Genomic DNA, 18750 nt, shown 5'->3' with positions numbered 1-18750 from the left:
GAACGTCGCTCTAAAGTCCCCGGCGGCCGTCGAAGGAGACCAGCCATGCCGATAGAACAGCGCGGAGTCGACACCATCCCGGACGAGGAGCGGACCAGCGGTCCGCGCGACCTCGTCTCGATCCTGCTCGGCTCCAACCTCTGCCTCGGAGTGATCATCTTCGGCTGGCTGCCGCCGTCCTTCGGGCTCGGCTGGTGGGCGTCGGTGAGCGCGATCGTGTCGGGCACGATCGTCGGTACGGCCGTGACGGCCCCGCTGGCGCTGATCTCCCTGCGCACCGCGACCAACCTGTCCACGTCCTCCGGCGCCCAGTTCGGCGTCCGGGGCCGGCTGGTCGGCTCGGTCGTCGGCCTGCTGCTGGCCCTCGGCTACACCGCGCTGACCGTGTGGATCGGCGGGGACGTGATGATCGGCGTGCTCGGCCGGATGGTCGGGCTGCCCGCGGACGGGGTGTCGTACGCCGTGGTCTACGCGGTTCTCGCGGCGGCGACCGTGGCGGGCGCGGTCTACGGCTACCGGGTGCTGCTCGGCATGTCCAAGGTGCTGTCCATCGGCATGACGGCCCTGCTGATCCTCGGGATCCTCGCCTACGCCCCGCACTTCACCACATCCGCGCTGCCCGGCGCCGGCGGCTATCTGCTGGGCTCGTTCTGGCCTACCTGGTTCCTGGCGGCCGTGGCGGCGGGGCTGTCCGGCCCCATCGCCTTCATCACGCTCCTCGGTGACTACACCCGCTACGTCTCGCCGTCCCGCCACACCAACCGCCGCGTGCTGCACGCCACCTGGCTCGGCCTGATCCTGGGGCTGCTGGTGCCGCAACTGTTCGGCACCTTCACGGCGTACGCGGCGAAGGCGGCCACCGACTACGCGGGCCCCCTCGTCACGGCCTCCCCCACCTGGTACCTGATCCCGCTGCTGCTGTCCGCCTCCGCGGGCTCGGTCGGCAACGCGGGTCTGATGCTGTACTCGATGGGCCTGGACCTGGACGCGATCCTGCCCGGGGCGTCCCGGGCGCGGGCCACTTACACGGTCGCCGTCGTCGCCACGGCCTGCGTGTTCGTCGGTCACTACGCCTGGAACGCCCAGTCCGCGATGACGTCCTTCGTGCTGCTGCTCACCGCGATCGGCACCCCGTGGGCCGTCATCACCCTCATCGGCTTCGCCCGCTGTCGCGGGGTGTACGACGCCGACGCCCTCCAGGTCTTCAACCGCCGCTCGCGGGGCGGGATCTACTGGTACCGGGCGGGCTGGAACGTACGGGCCACCGTCTCCTGGGCGCTGGGCGCCGGTGTCGGCCTGCTGGCGGTCTCCCTGCCCTCGTACCAGGGACCGCTGCTGCGCCTGACCGGCGGCGTGGACTGCAGCTTCCTGCTGTCGGGGGCGGTGGGCGGGATGGTGTACCTGCTGCTGACGGCCGGTGAGGAACAGACGAGGGCCGCCACGGACTCCGATGAGTCCGGGACGGCCCTGAGTGTGTCCGCCGACCGTTAGCCGATCTTGTGCATCCAGCCGTGCTTGTCCTCCGCCGTGCCGCGCTGGAGGTCGAGCAGGGCCTGGCGCAGGCGGAGGGTCACCTCACCCGGCTCCCCGCCGCCCTGCTTCCACTCGGCAGAGGCACGCTTCACCGTGCCGACCGGGGTGATCACGGCCGCCGTGCCGCAGGCGAAGACCTCGGTGAGGGTGCCGTTCTCGGAGTCGCGCTGCCACTGCTCGACCGAGACGCGGCCCTCCTCGGACTGGTAGCCGAGGTCACGGGCGACGGCCAGCAGGGAGTCACGGGTGACGCCCTCCAGGATGGAGCCGGTCAGGGTGGGCGTGATGATCTTGTCGCCGTACACGAAGTACAGGTTCATGCCGCCCAGTTCCTCGACCCACTGGTGCTCGACGGCGTCGAGGTAGCAGACCTGGTCGCAGCCCTTGGCGGCGGCCTCGGCCTGCGCCAGCAGGGACGCGGCGTAGTTGCCGCCGGTCTTGGCGTCGCCCATGCCGCCGGGGACGGCGCGGACGCGGTCCTCGGAGACCCAGATCGAGACCGGCTTCACGCCGCCCGGGAAGTAGGCGCCGGCCGGGGAGGCGATGACGAGGAAGAGGTACTCGTTGGCCGGCTTGACGCCCAGGCCGACCTCGGTGGCGATCATGAACGGGCGCAGGTAGAGGGACTCCTCGCCGCCATGCGCCGGCACCCAGTCGATGTCCTGCCGGACCAGCGCGTCACAGGCCTCGATGAACGTCTCGACCGGCAGCTCGGGCATGGCGAGCCGCTTGGCGGACCGCTGGAAGCGCTTGGCGTTCTGGTCCGGACGGAAGAGGGCGACCGAGCCGTCGGGCTGACGGTAGGCCTTCAGGCCCTCGAAGATCTCCTGGGCGTAGTGCAGGACGTTGGTCGCCGGGTCGAGCGGGATCGGCGCATACGGAACGAGCTGCCCGTCGTGCCAGCCGCGGCCCTCCGTCCACTTGATCGTCACCATGTGGTCGGTGAAGTGGCGGCCGAACCCCGGGCTGGTCAGGATCGCCTCGCGCTCGGCGGCGGCGAGGGGACTGGCGGAGGGCTTGAGCTCGATCGTGGGCGTCGTCATGAGTGGGTGTCCTTCACCGGTTGTAGTGACCGGGCCGCGCTCACGCCCGCACCGGCTTCTCAGTCGGTGCTAGGACGTCCGAGCTTTCCCTCATACCGCGGCTCCGCGTTCGATTATCGCGCGGGGCTTGCGGCGGACGGAATCGGGGTGAAAGCGGCCCAGTGGTTGATGGTGGCACCCGGCGGGGACATGCGGAAGCCGCCGGGTGGTCGTCCGACCCGGCGGCTTCTCGTGCGGGAGCGCCGGGTCAGCCGGCTACTCGGGAGGCGAGCGCGTCGCCGATCTCGGACGTGGAGCGGGCCGGCTTGGCCGCGCGCTCGGTCAGGTCCGCGGTGACGGCCGCGTCGATGCGGTCGGCCTCGGTGTCGTAGCCGAGGTGGCGCAGCAGCAGGGCGACGGACAGGACCGTGGCGGTGGGGTCGGCCTTGCCCTGGCCGGCGATGTCCGGGGCCGAGCCGTGGACCGGCTCGAACATCGAGGGGAACTCGCGGGAGGGGTTGATGTTCCCGCTCGCGGCCACGCCGATGCCGCCGGAGACGGCCGCGGCGAGGTCGGTGATGATGTCGCCGAAGAGGTTGTCGGTGACGATGACGTCGAACCGGGCCGGGTCGGTGACCAGGTAGATGGTGGCCGCGTCGACGTGGATGTAGTCGGTGGTGACCTCGGGGAACTCCTGGGCCACCTTGTTGAAGATGTTCGTCCAGAGGTGACCGGCGAAGGTCAGCACGTTGTTCTTGTGGACCAGCGTGAGCTTCTTGCGCGGGCGGGCCTGGGCGCGGGCGAAGGCGTCACGGACGACGCGCTCGACGCCGTAGGCCGTGTTGACGGAGACCTCCGTCGCGACCTCGTGCTCGGTGCCCTTGCGGATCGTGCCGCCGTTGCCGGTGTACGGGCCCTCGGTGCCCTCGCGGACGACGACGAAGTCGATCTCCGGCTGTCCGGCGAGCGGGGTCGCCACACCGGGGAGCAGCTTGCTCGGCCGCAGGTTGACGTGGTGGTCGAAGGCGAAGCGGAGCTTGAGCAGGAAGCCGCGCTCCAGGACGCCGGACGGCACCGACGGGTCGCCGATGGCGCCGAGCAGGATCGCGTCGTGCTGCTTGAGGGCGTCGAGGTCGGCGTCGGTGAGGGTCTCACCGGTGGCGTGGTACCGCCTGGCGCCGAAGTCGTACTCCTTCGTCTCCAGCTTCACATCCTGCGGGAGCGCGGCGGAGAGGACCTTCAGACCCTCGGACACGACCTCCTGGCCGATGCCGTCACCGGGAATCACTGCGAGATTGAGGCTGCGAGACATGCGGGCACCCTACTCCTCGTCCCAGGTGATGACATGCGGTGTCCGCGATGCGGACACCGTGTCGGCGTTCTCAGTGGCCGGTCTCGCCGCCGTTGTCGCGGCGGTCGAGGGCGCGCTGGAGGGCGGCGGCGGCGTTCTTGCGGTCGTCGTCGCTCGTGCGGGACACGTGGCGGACTCGGCGGCAGACAGTCGTCTCGGCCATGGGAATCGACTCCTTCGGCGAACATGGAGCACGCAAGGGGGGTTACGACGCCGGAGGGGCGGGGAGCGCACGGCCGCAGGGGTTGCCTGCACGGGCCCGGCTCACGACCGCCATTCGCTGGATCGAGCGATGCGTTCGGCTTCTACAAAGCTAAGGGAGCGGCCTGCTCCTGTCTGCACAATTACTCGGACTTCCTACTATCTGAGACGGCGACTCGTGTCACACGGCTCTGAGCTGGGTGTTCGTGCCTTCGGGGGACGGCTGGGAGAGGGAACGCAGGGTGCGGATCAGGGCCCGTACGGCGGTGGTGGTGGCCAGTTCGGGAGTGGTGACGTAGCCGACGGAGCGGTACGGCCGCCCATGGCCCAGGTCGGTGATCTCGACGGCGGACGGCGCGCCGGTCAGGGACAGCGCCGGCATGATCGCCATGCCCAGCCCGCTGCCCACCATCGACAGCACCGCCCCGTCGTCCTCGGCGTTCACGGTCGCGGCCGGGATCCAGTCCTGGGCAGCCCACCAGGAGCGGGTGTAGGAGCCGCAGTTCTCCGCCCAGTCGACGAGCGGCAGGGCGCGCGGGTCCGGGTGGCCCGCCGGGTGCACCAGGGAGTACGGCTCCTCCAGCAGCACCCCGCCGACCAGTCCGGCCGGCGGCGGCCCGCTCAGGGTGGCGATGCCGAGGTCGGCCCGTCCGGCGGCGACCTCGCCCGCGGTGCCGGCGCCCAGCTCCCGTACGAGGGTGACGCTCACCTCGATGCCGGGGTGCTGCGCGGCGAGTCGCTCCAGGGCGGCCGGCAGCAGGTGCAGGGCCGCGCTGCGGAAGGCGGCGATCCGCAGCGGCCCGCAGACCTCCCCGGTGTCGGCGCCGCGGGCGTCGGCGGCCAGCGCCCGGAGCATGCGCAGCACGCGCCGCGCATGGGCGGCCGCCCGCTCCCCGGCGGCCGTGGGCCGGGCCCCGAACCGGCCCCGCTCGAAGAGCACGACCCCCAGTTTCCGCTCGATCCCGCGCACGGCGTGCGAGACGGCGGACTGGGTGGCCCCCAGCCGGGCGGCCGCGGCGGAGAACCCACCCTCGTCGGCCACCGCGACCAGGATCCTCAGCTCCTGCGGGGCAAGGTCGACTGCTGTCACGAGAGGGCTCCCACCTGCGCATATGAGGACGATTCATGGATCGGCGCGTTCCATGAACGCAACCCTCTGCACCTGCCCGGCATTCCTCCCTACGGTCCCCTGTCATGACCGAGACCGCGCTCACCGTGCAGCAGACCGCCCGCCCCACCGGCTTCCCCACCGCCGGCCACTTCCGCTTCGCCGAGTCCCCGGTGCCGGAACCGGCTCCCGGTACGGCCCTGGTGGAGAACGTGCTGTGGTCGGTGGACCCGTACCACCGCGAAATGATGGACGCGGACTTCGAGCTGAACGCCCCGCTGGAGGGCCGGACCCTGGGGAGAGTCGTCGCCTCCCGCAGCCCGGAGCTGCCGGAGGGCGAGATCGTCTTCCACCGCCAGGGCTGGCGCACGCACGCCGTGGTCCGCCCGGAGGAGGTCCGGCGGCTCCCGCACCACCCCGGCGTGCCGCTGTCGGCGTATCTGAGTGTGCTGGGCGGCACGGGTCTGACGGCGTACGTCGCCCTGACCCGGATCGCCGGGCTGCGCGCGGGCGAGGACCTCTTCGTCTCCGGCGCGGCGGGCGGGGTCGGCACGGCGACCGGCCGCTTCGCCCGGCTGCTCGGCGCGGGCCGGGTGATCGGCAGCGCGGGCACTCCGGAGAAGGTGAAGTACCTGACGGAGCAGGCCGGTTACGACGCCGCCTTCGACTACCGCACGGCCCCGGTGGCCGGTCTGCTCGCCGAGGCGGCCCCCACCGGCATCGACGTCTTCGTGGACAACGTCGGCGGCGAGCACCTGGGCGCGGCGATCGGCGCGCTGCGCGAGCGGGGCCGGGTGGTGCGGGTCGGCACGATCAGCCAGTACAACACCCCGGACGCCCCGCCGGTCGTCTTCAACCACGCCGATGTCGTGGAGAAGCGCCTGCGCATCGAGGGCTTCCTGGTGAGCGACTACCGGGACACCCAGGACGAGCTGTACGACTTCGCCGTACCGCATCTGCGCAGCGGGGCGCTGACGGCGGACGAGACGGTGATCGACGGCTTCGAGCGGATCGTGGAGGCGTTCCTGCTGATGCTGCGCGGCGGAAACACGGGCAAGATCCTGGTTCAGGCCGCAAAGAATTGACGCACGGTCAGGCCACGTCTCCATCACGCCAGTCGAGGACCAATTCCCCGGCGGGGTCGAGGGCTCCGGCGAGCGCGGGCCAGACGTACATGCCCCCTTCCTCCTCCGGCAGCCGCACGATCCCGTCCGGCGACAGGCCGTGCACCTGCCCGCCCCACAACTGCCAGCCCCGGGCGGTGTACAGCAGGGCTCCGTCCTCGCTCGCCGAGAGGGCACCGAGGTCGTACGCCCGCTCGATCACCCGCTCCAGCTCCCCGAGCACCCGCCCGCCGAGCCCCTGTCGCCGCGCGTCGGGGCGTACGGCGACGGCCTCGACGTATCCGGTGCGCAGCCAGCGCCCCCGGTGCCGGACGCGCCGCATCACGACGGACCCGTGCGCGGCGAGCCCGGTGTCGTCGTGGACGAGGACATGCAGACCACCGAGACCGTGCTCCCAGTCCTCGTCGGAGAAGTCCCCGTCGAACGCCGCGTCCAACAGGGCACGGACGCCCTGGAGTTCGGCGGGGTCGAGGGCGGCGGTGTGGGCGAGATGCAGTCGGATGCTCATGACCCCACTGTCTCACCTAACCCTTAAAATATACTTGACTGGTTAGACCGAGAGGTGCTGCACTGCTCCCATGCTGATGACGCACCAGGTCCACCACCGCACCGTGACCGTCCGCGGCCTCGACGTGTACTACCGGGAGGCCGGCCCGGCCGACGCCCCGGTGCTGCTGCTCCTGCACGGCTTCCCGAGCAGCTCGCACATGTTCCGCGAGCTGATCCCGCTGCTCGCGGACCGGTACCGGGTGATCGCCCCGGACCACATCGGCTTCGGGCGCTCGGCGACGCCGGATGCCACGGAGTTCCCGTACACCTTCGCCGAACTGGCCGCCGTCACCGGGGAGTTCACCGAGCTGCTGGGCCTGGAGCGGTACGCCCTCTACGTCCAGGACTACGGCGCCCCGATCGGCCTGCGTCTCGCCCTCGCGCACCCCGAGCGGGTGACCGCGATCGTCACGCAGAACGGCAACGCCTACGGGGAAGGGCTCGGCGCCGAGGCCTGGGCGCCCGTGCTGGCGCTGATCGAGAAGCGGACGCCCGAGACGGAGGCGCCGGTGCGGGAGATCTACACCCTCGACGGCGTCAAGTGGCAGTATCTGCACGGGGTTTCCGATCCGACCCTGGTCAGCCCGGACGCCTACGAGCACGACGCCGCCGGCCTGGCCCGCCCCGGTCAGGCGGAGATCCAGCTGGACCTGATCTCCGACTACGGCGGCAACCTCGCGCTGTACCCGGACTTCCACGCGTACTTCCGGGACAGTCAGGTCCCCCTGCTCGCCGTGTGGGGCGCCCACGACGAGATCTTCGTCCCCGAGGGCGCGCTCGCCTTCCGCCGGGATCTGCCGGAGGCGGAGATCCATCTGCTGCCGACGGGGCATTTCGCCCTGGAGACCCACACGGACCAGATCGCCACGCTCATGCGGGACTTTCTCGGCCGGCGTCTTCCCTCCCCCACTCTCGGCTTCGCTCGAGCGGGGGGACCCCCAGTCTGAGCGCCGCCCGGAAGCCGTCCGGGTCCTCCACCCACGGCAGGTGCCCGGCCTCCGGCAGGGTCACCCGGTGGACGCGGGGCAGCGCCTCGGCGAGGGAGTCGACGGCCGTGCCTCGTCCTCGGTGCGGTTCCGTTTCCGGCTCAGCCTCCGGTCCGGGTGCGCGAGGGCGTGGCTCAACGCGAGCTGGGCGCCCCAGGAGTGGCCGAGGAGCGCCATCCGCTCCAGCCCGAAGTGCCGTCGTACGGCGTCGAGATCGGCCACGAAACGCTCGGTCGTCCAGGGGCCCTCGCTCCGCTCGGAGCGGCCGCCGTACGCCGTCGTCCGTCGTCACCGTCATGGGACCAGTGTGATCGACGGGACGTTGGGAACGGGCCGGGAAGCCCGGTTTGGACGGCAGGCTTCCCGGCCCGTGTTCACGGGGGCTGAAGGTCAGCCCATGTGCGGGTACGTGTAGTCGGTCGGCGCGACCAGGGTCTCCTTGATGGCGCGGGTCAGGGTCCAGCGCAGCAGGTTCTGCGGGGCGCCGGCCTTGTCGTTGGTGCCGGAGGCGCGGCCGCCGCCGAAGGGCTGCTGGCCGACGACGGCGCCGGTCGACTTGTCGTTGATGTAGAAGTTGCCCGCCGCGTAGCGGAGCTTCTCCATCGTGTACGCCGCCGCCGCGCGGTCGCCCGCGATGACCGAGCCAGTGAGGGCGTAGTCCGACACCGACTCCATCTGGGTCAGCATCTCGTCGTACTGGTCGTCCTCGTAGACGTAGACGCCGAGGAACGGGCCGAAGTACTCCGTACGGAAGATCTCGTTCTCCGGGTCGGTGGAGACGACGACCGTCGGGCGGACGAAGTAGCCGACCGAGTCGTCGTAGCTGCCGCCCGCGACGATCTCGCAGGTCGGGTCGGACTTCGCCCGGTCGATCGCGGCCTTGTTCTTGGCGAACGCGCGGTCGTCGATCACGGCGCCGATGAAGTTCGACAGGTCGGTGACGTCACCCATGGTGAGGTAGTCGACCTCGGCCGCGAACTCCTCCTTGAAGCCGGAGTTCCAGATCGACGCCGGGATGTACGCCCGGGAGGTCGCGCTGCACTTCTGGCCCTGGTACTCGAAGGCACCCCGGGTGAGGGCGGTCTTCAGGACGGCGCGGTCGGCGCTCGGGTGGGCGACCAGGAAGTCCTTGCCGCCGGTCTCGCCGACCAGACGCGGGTAGGAGCGGTACTTCTCGATGTTGGTGCCGACCGTCTTCCACAGGTACTGAAAGGTCTTGGTCGAGCCGGTGAAGTGGATGCCCGCGAGGTCGCGGTGCTCGAGGGCGACCTTGGAGACCTCGATGCCGTCACCCGTGACGAGGTTGATGACGCCCTTGGGGAGACCGGCCTCCTCCAGGAGCTGCATCAGCAGGACGGCCGCGTGGGTCTGGGTCGGGGACGGCTTCCAGACGACGACGTTGCCCATGAGGGCCGGGGCCGTCGGCAGGTTGCCCGCGATCGCGCTGAAGTTGAACGGCGTGATCGCGTAGACGAAGCCCTCCAGCGGGCGGTGGTCAAGGCGGTTCCAGACGCCGGGCGAGTTGGCCGGGGGCTGCTCGGCGATGATCTGGCGGGCGTAGTGGACGTTGAAGCGCCAGAAGTCGACCAGCTCACAGGGGGTGTCGATCTCGGCCTGCTGGACGGTCTTGGACTGGCCGAGCATCGTCGAAGCGGCGATGGTCTCGCGCCACGGACCCGCCAGCAGCTCGGCGGCGCGCAGGATGATCGCGGCGCGGTCGTCGAAGGACATCGCGCGCCAGGCCGGCGCGGCGGCGAGGGCCGCGTCGACGGCGTCCTGGGCGTCCTGCTGGGTGGCGTGCCGGCCGGTGCCGATGACGGCCTTGTGGTTGTGCGGCTGGACCACCTGGAAGGTCTCGCCGCCGCCCAGCCGCTTCTCGCCGCCGATGGTCATCGGCAGCTCGATCGGGTTCTCGGCCAGCTCCTTGAGCCTGGCCTCCAGCCGGGCGCGCTCGGGCGAGCCGGGGGCGTAGCCGTGCACCGGCTCGTTGACGGGGGTGGGGACCTGGGTCACAGCGTCCATGAGATCCGAACTCCTTGATCTTGAGCGGGTGTTGGGGCTCAGCCCTTGCTGACCATCGAGCGGAGGAAGAAGCGCAGGTTGGCGGGCTTCTCCGCGAGACGGCGCATGAAGTAGCCGTACCAGTCGGTGCCGTAGGCGGTGTACACGCGCATGCGGTGGCCCTCGGCGGCCAGCCGCAGGTGCTCGTCGCCGCGGATGCCGTACAGCATCTGGAACTCGTACTCGTCGAGCTTGCGGCCGGCCTTGTGGGCCAGCTCCTGGGCGATGGCGATCAGGCGCGGGTCGTGGGACCCGATCATCGGGTACCCCTCGCCCTCCATCAGGATGCGCAGGACCCGGACGTACGCCTTGTCGATCTCGTGCTTCTGCTGGTAGGCGACCTCGGCGGGCTCCTTGTAGGCGCCCTTGACCAGGCGGACGCGGCTGCCGGCGGCGGCGAGGCGGCGGGCGTCGGCCTCGGTGCGGAAGAGGTAGGCCTGGATGACGCAGCCGGTCTGCGGAAAGTCCTTCCGCAGCTCCTCGTGGATGGCGAACATCGAGTCGAGGGTGGTGTGGTCCTCGGCGTCCAGCGTCACGGTCGTACCGATGGCGGCGGCGGCCTCGACGACCGGGCGGACGTTCGCGAGGGCCAGCTCGTGGCCGCCGGGGAGGGCCTGGCCGAACATGGACAGCTTGACCGACATCTCGACCTTCTCGCCGAGCTCCAGCTCCTTGAGGTGGTCGATCAGCAGCAGGTAGGCGTCCCGGGCGGCGCCGGCCTGCTCCGGGGTGGTGATGTCCTCGCCGACGACGTCCATCGTCAGCTCCAGGCCCCTGGCGGTCAGGTCCTTGATGATCGGCACGATGTCGTCCACGGTCTCGCCCGGGATGAAGCGGTCGACGACCTGCTTGGTCACCGGGGCCGCCGAGATCAGGCGTCGCATCCGGTCGCTGCGCGACGCGGCGAGAATCACGGGACCCAGCACGGGGCACCTCCACAGACAAGCATCAAAGGGGCCATTACCCAGCGATTCGGGTACGGCACGGAGAACCACCGTGAAACCTAAGGATCTCTCCGATCGTGGGCCATCGACAGCTGTCACGCATCCACGCACCGGATCTCAGACAGATGTATGAAGACGCCGGAAAATGAGGGAGAATGCCCGAGTGGCGGCGGATTTCAAGGCCTTCAAGGGCGACTACCAAGAGCTCGTGGACGAGATCTCGGAGCTCCTGGGCGTCCCGGCGACCCTGGAGAACCGGGACTTCGAGCTGATCGCCTTCGGCGCGTACGACAGTGAGGGCGACCTCGATCCCTCGGCGCTGGACCCGGTGCGCACCCGCTCGATCCTGACCCGGCGCTCCACGGCGGCGGTGCGGACGTGGTTCGAGGGCTTCGGCATCACGCGCGCGACCGGGCCGGTGCGGATCCCGCGGACCCCGGAGGCGGGGGTGAACCGGGGCCGTATCTGCCTGCCGGTACGCCACCGGGGTGTCGTCCTCGGCTACGTCTGGCTCCTGGACTACGACCCCGGCCCCACGGACGCGCAGCTGGCCGCCGCGATGGACGTGGCCGGCCGGATCGGCGCGCTGCTCGCGGACGAGGTGGAGGCCGGGGCCGGGCTGAGCCGGGAACTGCGGGCGGTACTGACCGCCGAGGGCGGCTGGCAACGGGACATGGCGGTGGCGGAACTCCGCACGGCCCTGGGTACGCGCGCGGAGGGCCCACACACGGTGGTCTGCGTCGCCCCCTGGCCGTCGGCCGACCCGGACGAGGCCCCCTCGGTCCGTACGGTCCCGCACACCACGGCACTGTGCACGGTGCCGTGGGGAGCGACGGGCCAGAGTCTGGCGGCCCTGGTACGGCTCCGGACGACGGACGTGGCGACAGCGGCGCTCACGGCGGCTTCCCGGCTGCTGAAGGAGACAGAAGGGGGCCGGGGAGTTCGCGCCGCCGGTGTCGGTGAGCCCCGGCTCGGGCTCCTGGAGCTGGGGACGGTGTGGCAGGAGGCCGCCGCCGCCGCGCGCGCCGCACTGGCCGAGCCACGGTTCGGGCCGGTCGCCGAGTGGTCGCGCATCGGGCCGTACCGGTTGCTGACCGCGCTGCCCCCGGAAGCCGCCCACGACCCGGTGCTGGGCCTGCTCCTCTCCCCCGCCCACCAGGAGCTGGCCCGCACGGCCGAGGTCTATCTCGACTGCGCGGGCCAGGCCGGCCGTGCGGCGGCTGCGCTGGGCATCCACCGGCAGACCCTCTATTACCGCCTGTCCCGCGTGGAGCAGCTGACCGGCCTCGACCTGGACGACGGCGAGGACCGGCTGCTGCTGCACATGGCGCTGAAGAGGGCGCGGCTCTGAGTTCTCAGTTCCCGGCGAGGCGGTCGATGAACTCCGTCCAGGCGCGGGAGGGGAGGAGGAGGGCGGGGCCGGCGGGGTTCTTGGAGTCGCGGATGGCGATGTGGGGGTGGAGGGGGGTTGCTTCGAGGCAGTTCTGGCCGCCGGAGTCGCTGTAGGAGGACTTGAACCAAGCGTGCTCAGGAGCCAGTTCGGTGGAAACGGGATACGTAGGCATGGTCCTAAAGCTCTCGTTCTAGTCGTTGCAGGAACTCGGTCGTATCCTCGGGCGGCAGGGCCGATGCTGCCATGGCGACGAAGCGGCGGGTGAACCGGTCGACTTCACGCTGCTTGTCCGAAGTGGAGACGGATCCCCAGGCGCTGTCCGTCTGAACCCGGGGCGGGAACTCGTTGCCGAAGTCGAGGATCGCGAAGTCGTTGGTCGAACGGTAGCTCCTGCGAAACGGCAGCACCTGAATGGTGATGTGGTCCCACCCTGACATCTCGGCGATCTTTTCGTACTGCTCGCGCATCACGTCGGCGCCTCCGACCACGTACCGAAGCGCGGCTTCGCCGAGGATGACGTGCAGCTTGACCGGGTTCTCCCGAGTGAGCACCTCCTGGCGCCGCATCCGCAACTCCACGCTACTTCGGATGAGTTCGGTGGTGTACTCCTCGATCGGCTTGTCCACCTCGTTCTTGGCCAGAGCGTACCGCTTGCTGGTGTCGTACTTCCGCGAGCCGAGTCAAGGGCGCTGCACCAAGAAGCGAGCGGCCCGACGGTCACTTCTCGGTGCCCGTGCTCGCCCCTTCGACGATCCGGCGGAGGCCCTCGGTGAGGGCGTCGCCGTCCGGGGCGGTCTTCGCGTCGAACGTCCACTGCGCGATGAGCCCGGTCATCAGGGTCATGTAGAAGCGGCCGAGGGTGTCGGCCGTCTCGTCGGAGACCTCCTGCTCCGGCACGCCCTGGAGGAGGGACACGAGCCCGCGCCCGCCCTCGCGCTGGGCACGGGCCAGATGGTCGCGCACCTCGGGCATGTCGATGGTCATGACCTCCATGCTGAGGCGCCACATCGAGTTCGGCTCCCGCATGGTGCCGACGATGTTCGACCACACGTGCCGGAAGCGCTCCAGCGAACCGGGCGCGCCCTCGAGCGCGACGCCGTTGCCCCCGTCGAAGGCGCCGGACAGGTTCTCCACCAGCGTGATGTAGGCCTGGGCGAGCAGCGCGTCCTTCGAGCCGTAGTGGTAGCCGATCGAGGCCAGGTTGGTCCCCGAGGCCTTGACGATGTCGCGTGCGGTGGTGCGCGCGAACCCCTTCTCCAGCAGGCAGCGCTTGGCGCCTTCGAGCAGATCCTCACGGTGTCCCATGCCCCTCACCCTACCCCGCGATCCATACAACCGTCCTAGACGCGTGACTTATACAAGCGTTCTAGACAAGTGTTTAAGACGCTTGTACATTCCTCGGCATGACGAACCTGACGAGCACCACCCCCACCGCCGGCGCCGAGGGCGCCCGCGCCGGACGCCGCGAGTGGACCGCTCTCGGCGTGCTGATGCTGCCGCTGCTGCTGGTCTCGATGGACGTCTCCGTCCTGTACTTCGCGACCCCCGCGATCAGCGCGGACCTGCACCCGAGTGGCACCCAGCAGCTGTGGATCTTCGACATCTACGGCTTCGTCCTGGCCGGCCTGCTGATGACGATGGGCTCGCTCGGCGACCGCGTCGGCCGGCGCAGGCTGCTCCTCACAGGCGCCCTCGCCTTCGGCGGAGCCTCGCTCCTCGCGGCCTACGCGAACAGCGCCGGGACCCTGATCGCGGCCCGCGCGGTCCTCGGCATCGGCGGCGCGACCCTGATGCCGTCCACGATGGCGCTGCTGCGCACGATGTTCACCGACCCCGGCCAGCGGGCGAAGGCGATCGGGCTGTGGTCCGGCGTGATGACCGGCGGTATCGCGCTGGGCTCGGTGATGAGCGGCATCCTCGTCGAGCACTTCTGGTGGGGCTCGGTCTTCCTGGTCAACCTGCCCGCGATGGCGCTGCTGCTGGTCCTCGGCCCGGTGCTGCTGCCGGAGTCGAAGGACCCGGACCCGGGCCGCTTCGACTGGCCGAGCGTCCCGCTGTCCATGGCCGCCGTGCTCCCCGTGATCTACGGCCTGAAGGAGATCCCGTCCGAGGGCTGGCACCCGCTGTACGTCGTCTCGATCGCCGTCGGCCTGCTCTTCGCCGCCCTGTTCGTCCACCGGCAGCGCACCAGCGCCTCCCCGCTGATCCCGCCGGCCCTGCTGAGAGGCCACGGCTTCGCCCCGGCGCTGGTGCTGAACCTCGTCGCCGCCCTCGCCATGATGGGTTCGGCCGTCTTCACCACGCAGTACCTGCAGTCGGTCCTCGGCAAGAGCCCGCTGTCGGCCGCCCTGTGGAGCCTGCTGCCCTCGGTGTTCATCGGCTTGGCGGGTCCGGTCACCGCACAGCTGGTCCAGCGGGGCGTCAACCGCGGTCACGTCGTCGCCGGCGGCTTCGCGGCCATGGCGGCCGGTTTCTCGATGCTCGCCCTCCTCGGCACCGACTCGCTGTGGCTGGCGCTGGCCGGGGCCGGCGTCCTCGCCTGCGGGATGGTCGCGATCTCGTCCCAGCTGGTGGACCTGGCCATGAGCAGCGCCCCGGTGGAGCGGGCGGCCACGGCCTCCTCGCTGCTGGAGACCGGCACCGAGTTCGGCGGCGCGCTCGGCATGGCGGTGCTCGGCTCCATCGGTACGGCGGTCTACCGCCACGAGATGCCGTCCACCGCCCCGGCCGGGGCGCGCGAGACCCTGGGCGACGCGCTCGCCACGGCCGCCCATCTGCCCGGCCCGGCCGGTGAGTCCCTCATCGCCACCGCCCGCGAGGCGTTCACGAGCGGGTTCCGGGGCGCGGCGATCGCCGGGGCGGTGATCCTGGTACTGGCCGCGGTGGGGGCGGTGCTGGGGTTGCGGAGCATCGAGGTCGGCGAGAAGTAGGGAAACGGGAAACGCCGGACGGGCTGACGAAAGTCAGCCCGTCCGGCGTTTCCGGAGGACGGGTCTCAGACCAGGTTCACGGAGCGGGCGGAGGCCGCACCGATCTCGGCGGCGACCTCGGCCAGCACGCCCGCGGTCACCGTGTCGTCGACGGTCAGGACGGCCAGCGCCTCGCCGCCCACCGCCGCACGCGCGACCTGCATGCCGGCGATGTTGATGCCCGCCTCGCCGAGGATGCGGCCGACGGTGCCGACGACACCGGGACGGTCCTCGTAGCGCAGGACGACCATGTGGTCGGCGAGCGCGAGGTCGACGTCGTACTCGCCGACCGCGACGATCTTCTGCAGGTGCTTCGGGCCGGCCAGCGTGCCGGAGACCGAGACCTCCTCGCCGCCGGCCAGCGTGCCGCGCACGGTGACGACGTTGCGGTGGTCGCTCGACTCGGAGCTGGTGGTCAGCCGGACCTCGACGCCGCGCTCCTGCGCGAACAGCGGGGCGTTGACGTACGACACCGTCTCGGCGACGACGTCCTCGAAGACGCCCTTGAGCGCGGACAGCTCCAGCACCTTCACGTCGTGCTGGGTGATCTCGCCGTAGACCTCGACGTCGAGGCGGTGCGCGACCTCGCCGGCGAGCGCGGTGAAGATGCGGCCGAGACGCTCGGCGAGCGGCAGACCGGGCTTGACGTCCTCGGCGATGACACCGCCCTGGACGTTCACCGCGTCCGGGACCAGCTCACCGGCGAGGGCGAGGCGCACGGACCTGGCGACCGCGATGCCCGCCTTCTCCTGGGCCTCGTCAGTGGAGGCACCGAGGTGCGGCGTGCACACGACCTGGTCCAGCTCGAAGAGCGGGGAGTCGGTGCAGGGCTCCGACGCGTACACGTCGAGGCCGGCGCCGGCCACCCGGCCCTCCTTCAGCGCCGCGTACAGCGCCTCCTCGTCGACGATGCCGCCGCGCGCGGCGTTGACGATGCGCACGTTCGGCTTGACCTTGCGCAGCGCCTCGTCGCCGATCAGACCGAGGGTCTCGGGGGTCTTGGGCAGGTGGACGGTGATGAAGTCGGAGACCTCGAGCAGCTCGTCCAGGGACAGCACCTTGACGCCCATCTGGGCGGCGCGCGCGGGCTGCACGTAGGGGTCGTAGGCGACGACCTTCATGCCGAAGGCGGACATGCGCTGCGCGACCAGGGCGCCGATGCGGCCGAGGCCGACGACACCGAGGGTCTTCTCCGCGAGCTCGACGCCCGTGTACTTGCTGCGCTTCCACTCGCCGTTCTTCAGCGCGCCGTTGGCCTGCGGGATGTTGCGGGCGGTGGCGAGGAGCAGACCACAGGCCAGCTCGGCGGCGGTCACGATGTTGGAGGTCGGGGCGTTGACGACCATCACGCCGGCCTTGGTGGCGGCGGAGACGTCGACGTTGTCCAGGCCGACACCGGCGCGGGCGACGACCTTGAGCTTCTTCGCGGCGGCGATGGCCTCGGCGTCGACCTTGGTCGCGGAACGGATCAGGATCGCGTCGACGTCGGCGATGGCGGGGAGCAGTTCGGCTCGGTCGGCTCCGTTGGCGTGCCGGATCTCGAAGTCCGGGCCGAGCGCGTCCACGGTCGCGGGCGACAGCTCTTCAGCGATGAGTACGACAGGTTTCGAGCTCACGTGAGGTCCTCACTAGTCCAAAGCGTGCGGACGGCCGTCCCGACGGCCGCAGGCGGAGGAGGGGGCTAGCCGCGGAAGACGCACGACGCTGTGGGCCTGACGCGTATGTAGTACGGCAGTGTAGTGGCGTGACGGGGGTCGTCTTGCGCCTCTGCGGAAGGATCACCCGTCCGGGGCTGGACGGGGTGGACAACAGACGGAAGCAGGGGGCCGGAGCAGCCTGCCCCGACCCCCTGACGTGGGGCTTACGCCTCCTCGTTCACCCAGCTCATCAGCTTGCGCAGCTGCTTGCCGGTGGTCTCCAGCAGGTGCTCGGAGTCCTGCTGCTTGTACTCGTTGTACTTCTTCAGACCGCCGTGGTACTCGTCCATCCAGTTCTGGGCGAAGGTGCCGTCCTGGATCTCGGCGAGGACCTGCTTCATCTCGGCCTTGGTGGCGTCGGTGATGATGCGCGGGCCGGTGACGTAGTCGCCCCACTCGGCGGTCTCGGAGATGGACCAGCGCATCTTCTCCAGGCCGCCCTCGTACATGAGGTCCACGATCAGCTTCAGCTCGTGCAGGCACTCGAAGTAGGCGATCTCCGGCTGGTAGCCGGCCTCGGTCAGGGTCTCGAAGCCCGCCTTCACCAGCGCGGCCGTACCACCGCACAGCACGGCCTGCTCACCGAAGAGGTCGGTCTCGGTCTCCTCGGTGAAGGTCGTCTTGATGACGCCGGCGCGGGTGCCGCCGATGCCCTTGGCGTACGACAGGGCCAGCGCGAAGGCGTTGCCGGAGGCGTCCTGCTCGACGGCGGCGATGCAGGGAACGCCGCGGCCCTCCTCGTACTGACGGCGCACCAGGTGGCCCGGGCCCTTCGGGGCGACCATGCAGACGTCGACGCCGGCCGGGGGCTTGATGAAGCCGAAGCGGATGTTGAAGCCGTGACCGAAGAACAGCGCGTCGCCGTCCTTCAGGTTCGGGGCGATGGACTCCTCGTAGACCTGGGCCTGGATCGGGTCCGGGACGAGGATCATGATGACGTCGGCCTCGGCGGCGGCCTCGGCTGGGGTCACCACGCGCAGGCCCTGCTCCTCGGCCTTGGCCTTGGACTTGGAGCCCTCGTGCAGACCGACGCGGACGTCGACACCGGAGTCACGCAGCGACAGCGCGTGGGCGTGGCCCTGGCTGCCGTAGCCGATGACCGCGACCTTGCGGCCCTGGATGATGGACAGGTCGGCGTCAGCGTCGTAGAACAGCTCGGCCACTTTGGGTTCTCTCCTTGGTGTGCAGGTTGTGCGTCCCACCGTATGCCGGTGAGGGGAAGGGAAGTTTGCGGGTCTCGGCATACGGGCGGCCGGCGAGGCGCCGACCGCCTGTTTCCAGCCTTACGCGGATCGGTCCAGAGCGCGCAGCGAGCGGTCCGTGATCGAACGGGCGCCGCGGCCGATCGCGATCGTGCCGGACTGGACCAGCTCCTTGATGCCGAACGGCTCCAGCATCTTGAGCATGGCGGACAGCTTCTCGCCGGATCCGGTGGCCTCGATGGTCACGGCCTCCGGGGAGACGTCGACGGTCTTGGCGCGGAACAGCTGGACGATCTCCACGATCTGGGAGCGGGTCTCGTTGTCGGCGCGGACCTTCACCAGAACGAGTTCGCGCTGAACGGCCTGACCGGGTTCCAGCTCGACGATCTTCAGCACGTTGACGAGCTTGTTGAGCTGCTTGGTGACCTGCTCCAGCGGCAGGTCCTCGACGCCCACCACGATGGTGATGCGGGAGATGTCGGGGTGCTCGGTGACGCCGACGGCGAGCGAGTCGATGTTGAAGCCGCGGCGGGAGAACAGGGCGGCGATCCGGGCCAGGATGCCCGGGGTGTTCTCCACCAGGACCGAGAGCGTGTGCTTGGACATGGTC

The 18750-nt window shown here is 70.4% G+C and carries 19 protein-coding genes; 5 read left to right on the top strand and 14 right to left on the bottom strand.

Annotated elements, in window-relative coordinates; translation table 11 throughout:
• The first annotated feature begins 45 nt into the window (after positions 1-45).
• The gene (locus tag ACH47Z_RS17575; protein ID WP_399074456.1) at positions 46-1491 is read left to right on the top strand and encodes a cytosine permease; all 1446 of its coding nucleotides are present in this window, start codon (positions 46-48) and stop codon (positions 1489-1491) included.
• Here the strand turns inward: ACH47Z_RS17575 and ACH47Z_RS17570 are convergent.
• The 4 genes from ACH47Z_RS17570 to ACH47Z_RS17555 form a co-directional block, all read right to left on the bottom strand.
• Positions 1488-2576: a branched-chain amino acid aminotransferase gene (locus ACH47Z_RS17570; protein WP_399074454.1), complete on the bottom strand. Its 1089-nt coding sequence runs from the start codon at positions 2574-2576 to the stop codon at positions 1488-1490. The two genes, ACH47Z_RS17575 and ACH47Z_RS17570, sit on opposite strands and share 4 nt — an antisense overlap.
• A 247-nt stretch (positions 2577-2823) precedes the next feature.
• Positions 2824-3867, bottom strand: a complete 1044-nt coding sequence (locus ACH47Z_RS17565) for a 3-isopropylmalate dehydrogenase (protein WP_399074452.1) — start codon at positions 3865-3867, stop codon at positions 2824-2826.
• A 70-nt stretch (positions 3868-3937) separates the two neighbouring features.
• The gene (locus ACH47Z_RS17560; RefSeq protein WP_399074450.1) at positions 3938-4069 is read right to left on the bottom strand and encodes a hypothetical protein; all 132 of its coding nucleotides are present in this window, start codon (positions 4067-4069) and stop codon (positions 3938-3940) included.
• Positions 4070-4288: 219 nt separating this feature from the next.
• Positions 4289-5197 carry a LysR family transcriptional regulator gene (locus ACH47Z_RS17555; protein ID WP_399074448.1) on the bottom strand — a complete coding sequence of 303 codons (909 nt, stop codon included), beginning with the start codon at positions 5195-5197 and terminating at the stop codon, positions 4289-4291.
• A 104-nt stretch (positions 5198-5301) separates the two neighbouring features.
• On the opposite strand from ACH47Z_RS17555, the gene ACH47Z_RS17550 reads away from it, so the two are divergent.
• Positions 5302-6300: an NADP-dependent oxidoreductase gene (locus ACH47Z_RS17550; RefSeq protein ID WP_399074446.1), complete on the top strand. Its 999-nt coding sequence runs from the start codon at positions 5302-5304 to the stop codon at positions 6298-6300.
• Between the two features lie 7 nt (positions 6301-6307).
• Here the strand turns inward: ACH47Z_RS17550 and ACH47Z_RS17545 are convergent, their stop codons facing one another.
• Positions 6308-6847 carry a GNAT family N-acetyltransferase gene (locus ACH47Z_RS17545; RefSeq protein WP_399074444.1) on the bottom strand — a complete coding sequence of 180 codons (540 nt, stop codon included), beginning with the start codon at positions 6845-6847 and terminating at the stop codon, positions 6308-6310.
• A gap of 76 nt (positions 6848-6923) precedes the next feature.
• Between ACH47Z_RS17545 and ACH47Z_RS17540 the strand changes: the two genes are divergently transcribed.
• Positions 6924-7835 (top strand): alpha/beta fold hydrolase, encoded by a 912-nt coding sequence (locus tag ACH47Z_RS17540; RefSeq protein WP_399074841.1) that lies wholly within the window; start codon positions 6924-6926, stop codon positions 7833-7835.
• A 60-nt stretch (positions 7836-7895) separates the two neighbouring features.
• Here the strand turns inward: ACH47Z_RS17540 and ACH47Z_RS17535 are convergent, their stop codons facing one another.
• From ACH47Z_RS17535 to ACH47Z_RS17525, 3 genes are all read right to left on the bottom strand, one after another.
• Positions 7896-8096: an alpha/beta fold hydrolase gene (locus tag ACH47Z_RS17535; RefSeq protein ID WP_399074442.1), complete on the bottom strand. Its 201-nt coding sequence runs from the start codon at positions 8094-8096 to the stop codon at positions 7896-7898.
• A 168-nt stretch (positions 8097-8264) separates the two neighbouring features.
• Positions 8265-9896: an L-glutamate gamma-semialdehyde dehydrogenase gene (gene pruA / locus ACH47Z_RS17530; protein ID WP_399074440.1), complete on the bottom strand. Its 1632-nt coding sequence runs from the start codon at positions 9894-9896 to the stop codon at positions 8265-8267.
• A gap of 38 nt (positions 9897-9934) precedes the next feature.
• Complete coding sequence (locus ACH47Z_RS17525) at positions 9935-10861, bottom strand: proline dehydrogenase family protein (protein ID WP_399074438.1); 927 nt, start codon at positions 10859-10861, stop codon at positions 9935-9937.
• Positions 10862-11024: 163 nt separating this feature from the next.
• Between ACH47Z_RS17525 and ACH47Z_RS17520 the strand changes: the two genes are divergently transcribed.
• Complete coding sequence (locus ACH47Z_RS17520; protein WP_399074436.1) at positions 11025-12230, top strand: PucR family transcriptional regulator; 1206 nt, start codon at positions 11025-11027, stop codon at positions 12228-12230.
• 4 nt (positions 12231-12234) lie between these two features.
• Here ACH47Z_RS17520 and ACH47Z_RS17515 read toward each other — a convergent pair whose 3' ends face one another.
• The 3 genes from ACH47Z_RS17515 to ACH47Z_RS17505 form a co-directional block, all read right to left on the bottom strand.
• Entirely contained in the window at positions 12235-12444 is a 210-nt protein-coding gene (locus ACH47Z_RS17515) for a DUF397 domain-containing protein (protein WP_399074434.1), read from the bottom strand.
• A gap of 4 nt (positions 12445-12448) precedes the next feature.
• Positions 12449-12898 (bottom strand): DUF5753 domain-containing protein, encoded by a 450-nt coding sequence (locus ACH47Z_RS17510; protein WP_399074432.1) that lies wholly within the window; start codon positions 12896-12898, stop codon positions 12449-12451.
• 91 nt (positions 12899-12989) lie between these two features.
• A complete protein-coding gene (locus ACH47Z_RS17505; RefSeq protein WP_399074430.1) occupies positions 12990-13577 on the bottom strand; it encodes a TetR/AcrR family transcriptional regulator in 588 nt (195 codons plus the stop codon).
• A gap of 98 nt (positions 13578-13675) precedes the next feature.
• Here ACH47Z_RS17505 and ACH47Z_RS17500 point away from each other — a divergent pair, with 98 nt between their 5' ends.
• The gene (locus ACH47Z_RS17500; protein ID WP_399074428.1) at positions 13676-15202 is read left to right on the top strand and encodes an MFS transporter; all 1527 of its coding nucleotides are present in this window, start codon (positions 13676-13678) and stop codon (positions 15200-15202) included.
• A gap of 65 nt (positions 15203-15267) precedes the next feature.
• On the opposite strand, the gene serA is transcribed toward ACH47Z_RS17500, so the two are convergent.
• The 3 genes from serA to ilvN all read right to left on the bottom strand — a co-directional run bounded on the left by serA (position 15268) and on the right by ilvN (position 18746).
• Positions 15268-16857 (bottom strand): phosphoglycerate dehydrogenase, encoded by a 1590-nt coding sequence (serA, locus tag ACH47Z_RS17495; protein WP_399074426.1) that lies wholly within the window; start codon positions 16855-16857, stop codon positions 15268-15270.
• Positions 16858-17102: 245 nt separating this feature from the next.
• Entirely contained in the window at positions 17103-18101 is a 999-nt protein-coding gene (gene ilvC, locus ACH47Z_RS17490; RefSeq protein ID WP_399074424.1) for a ketol-acid reductoisomerase, read from the bottom strand.
• 120 nt (positions 18102-18221) lie between these two features.
• Positions 18222-18746: an acetolactate synthase small subunit gene (ilvN, locus tag ACH47Z_RS17485; protein WP_018544678.1), complete on the bottom strand. Its 525-nt coding sequence runs from the start codon at positions 18744-18746 to the stop codon at positions 18222-18224.
• Positions 18747-18750 lie beyond the last annotated feature (4 nt).

It is taken from the genome of Streptomyces sp. NPDC020192 (genome assembly GCF_044388685.1).
Classification (GTDB): domain Bacteria; phylum Actinomycetota; class Actinomycetes; order Streptomycetales; family Streptomycetaceae; genus Streptomyces.
The sequence above is the reverse complement of the archived record's forward strand: the minus strand, read 5'-3'. Positions and strand labels throughout refer to the sequence as shown.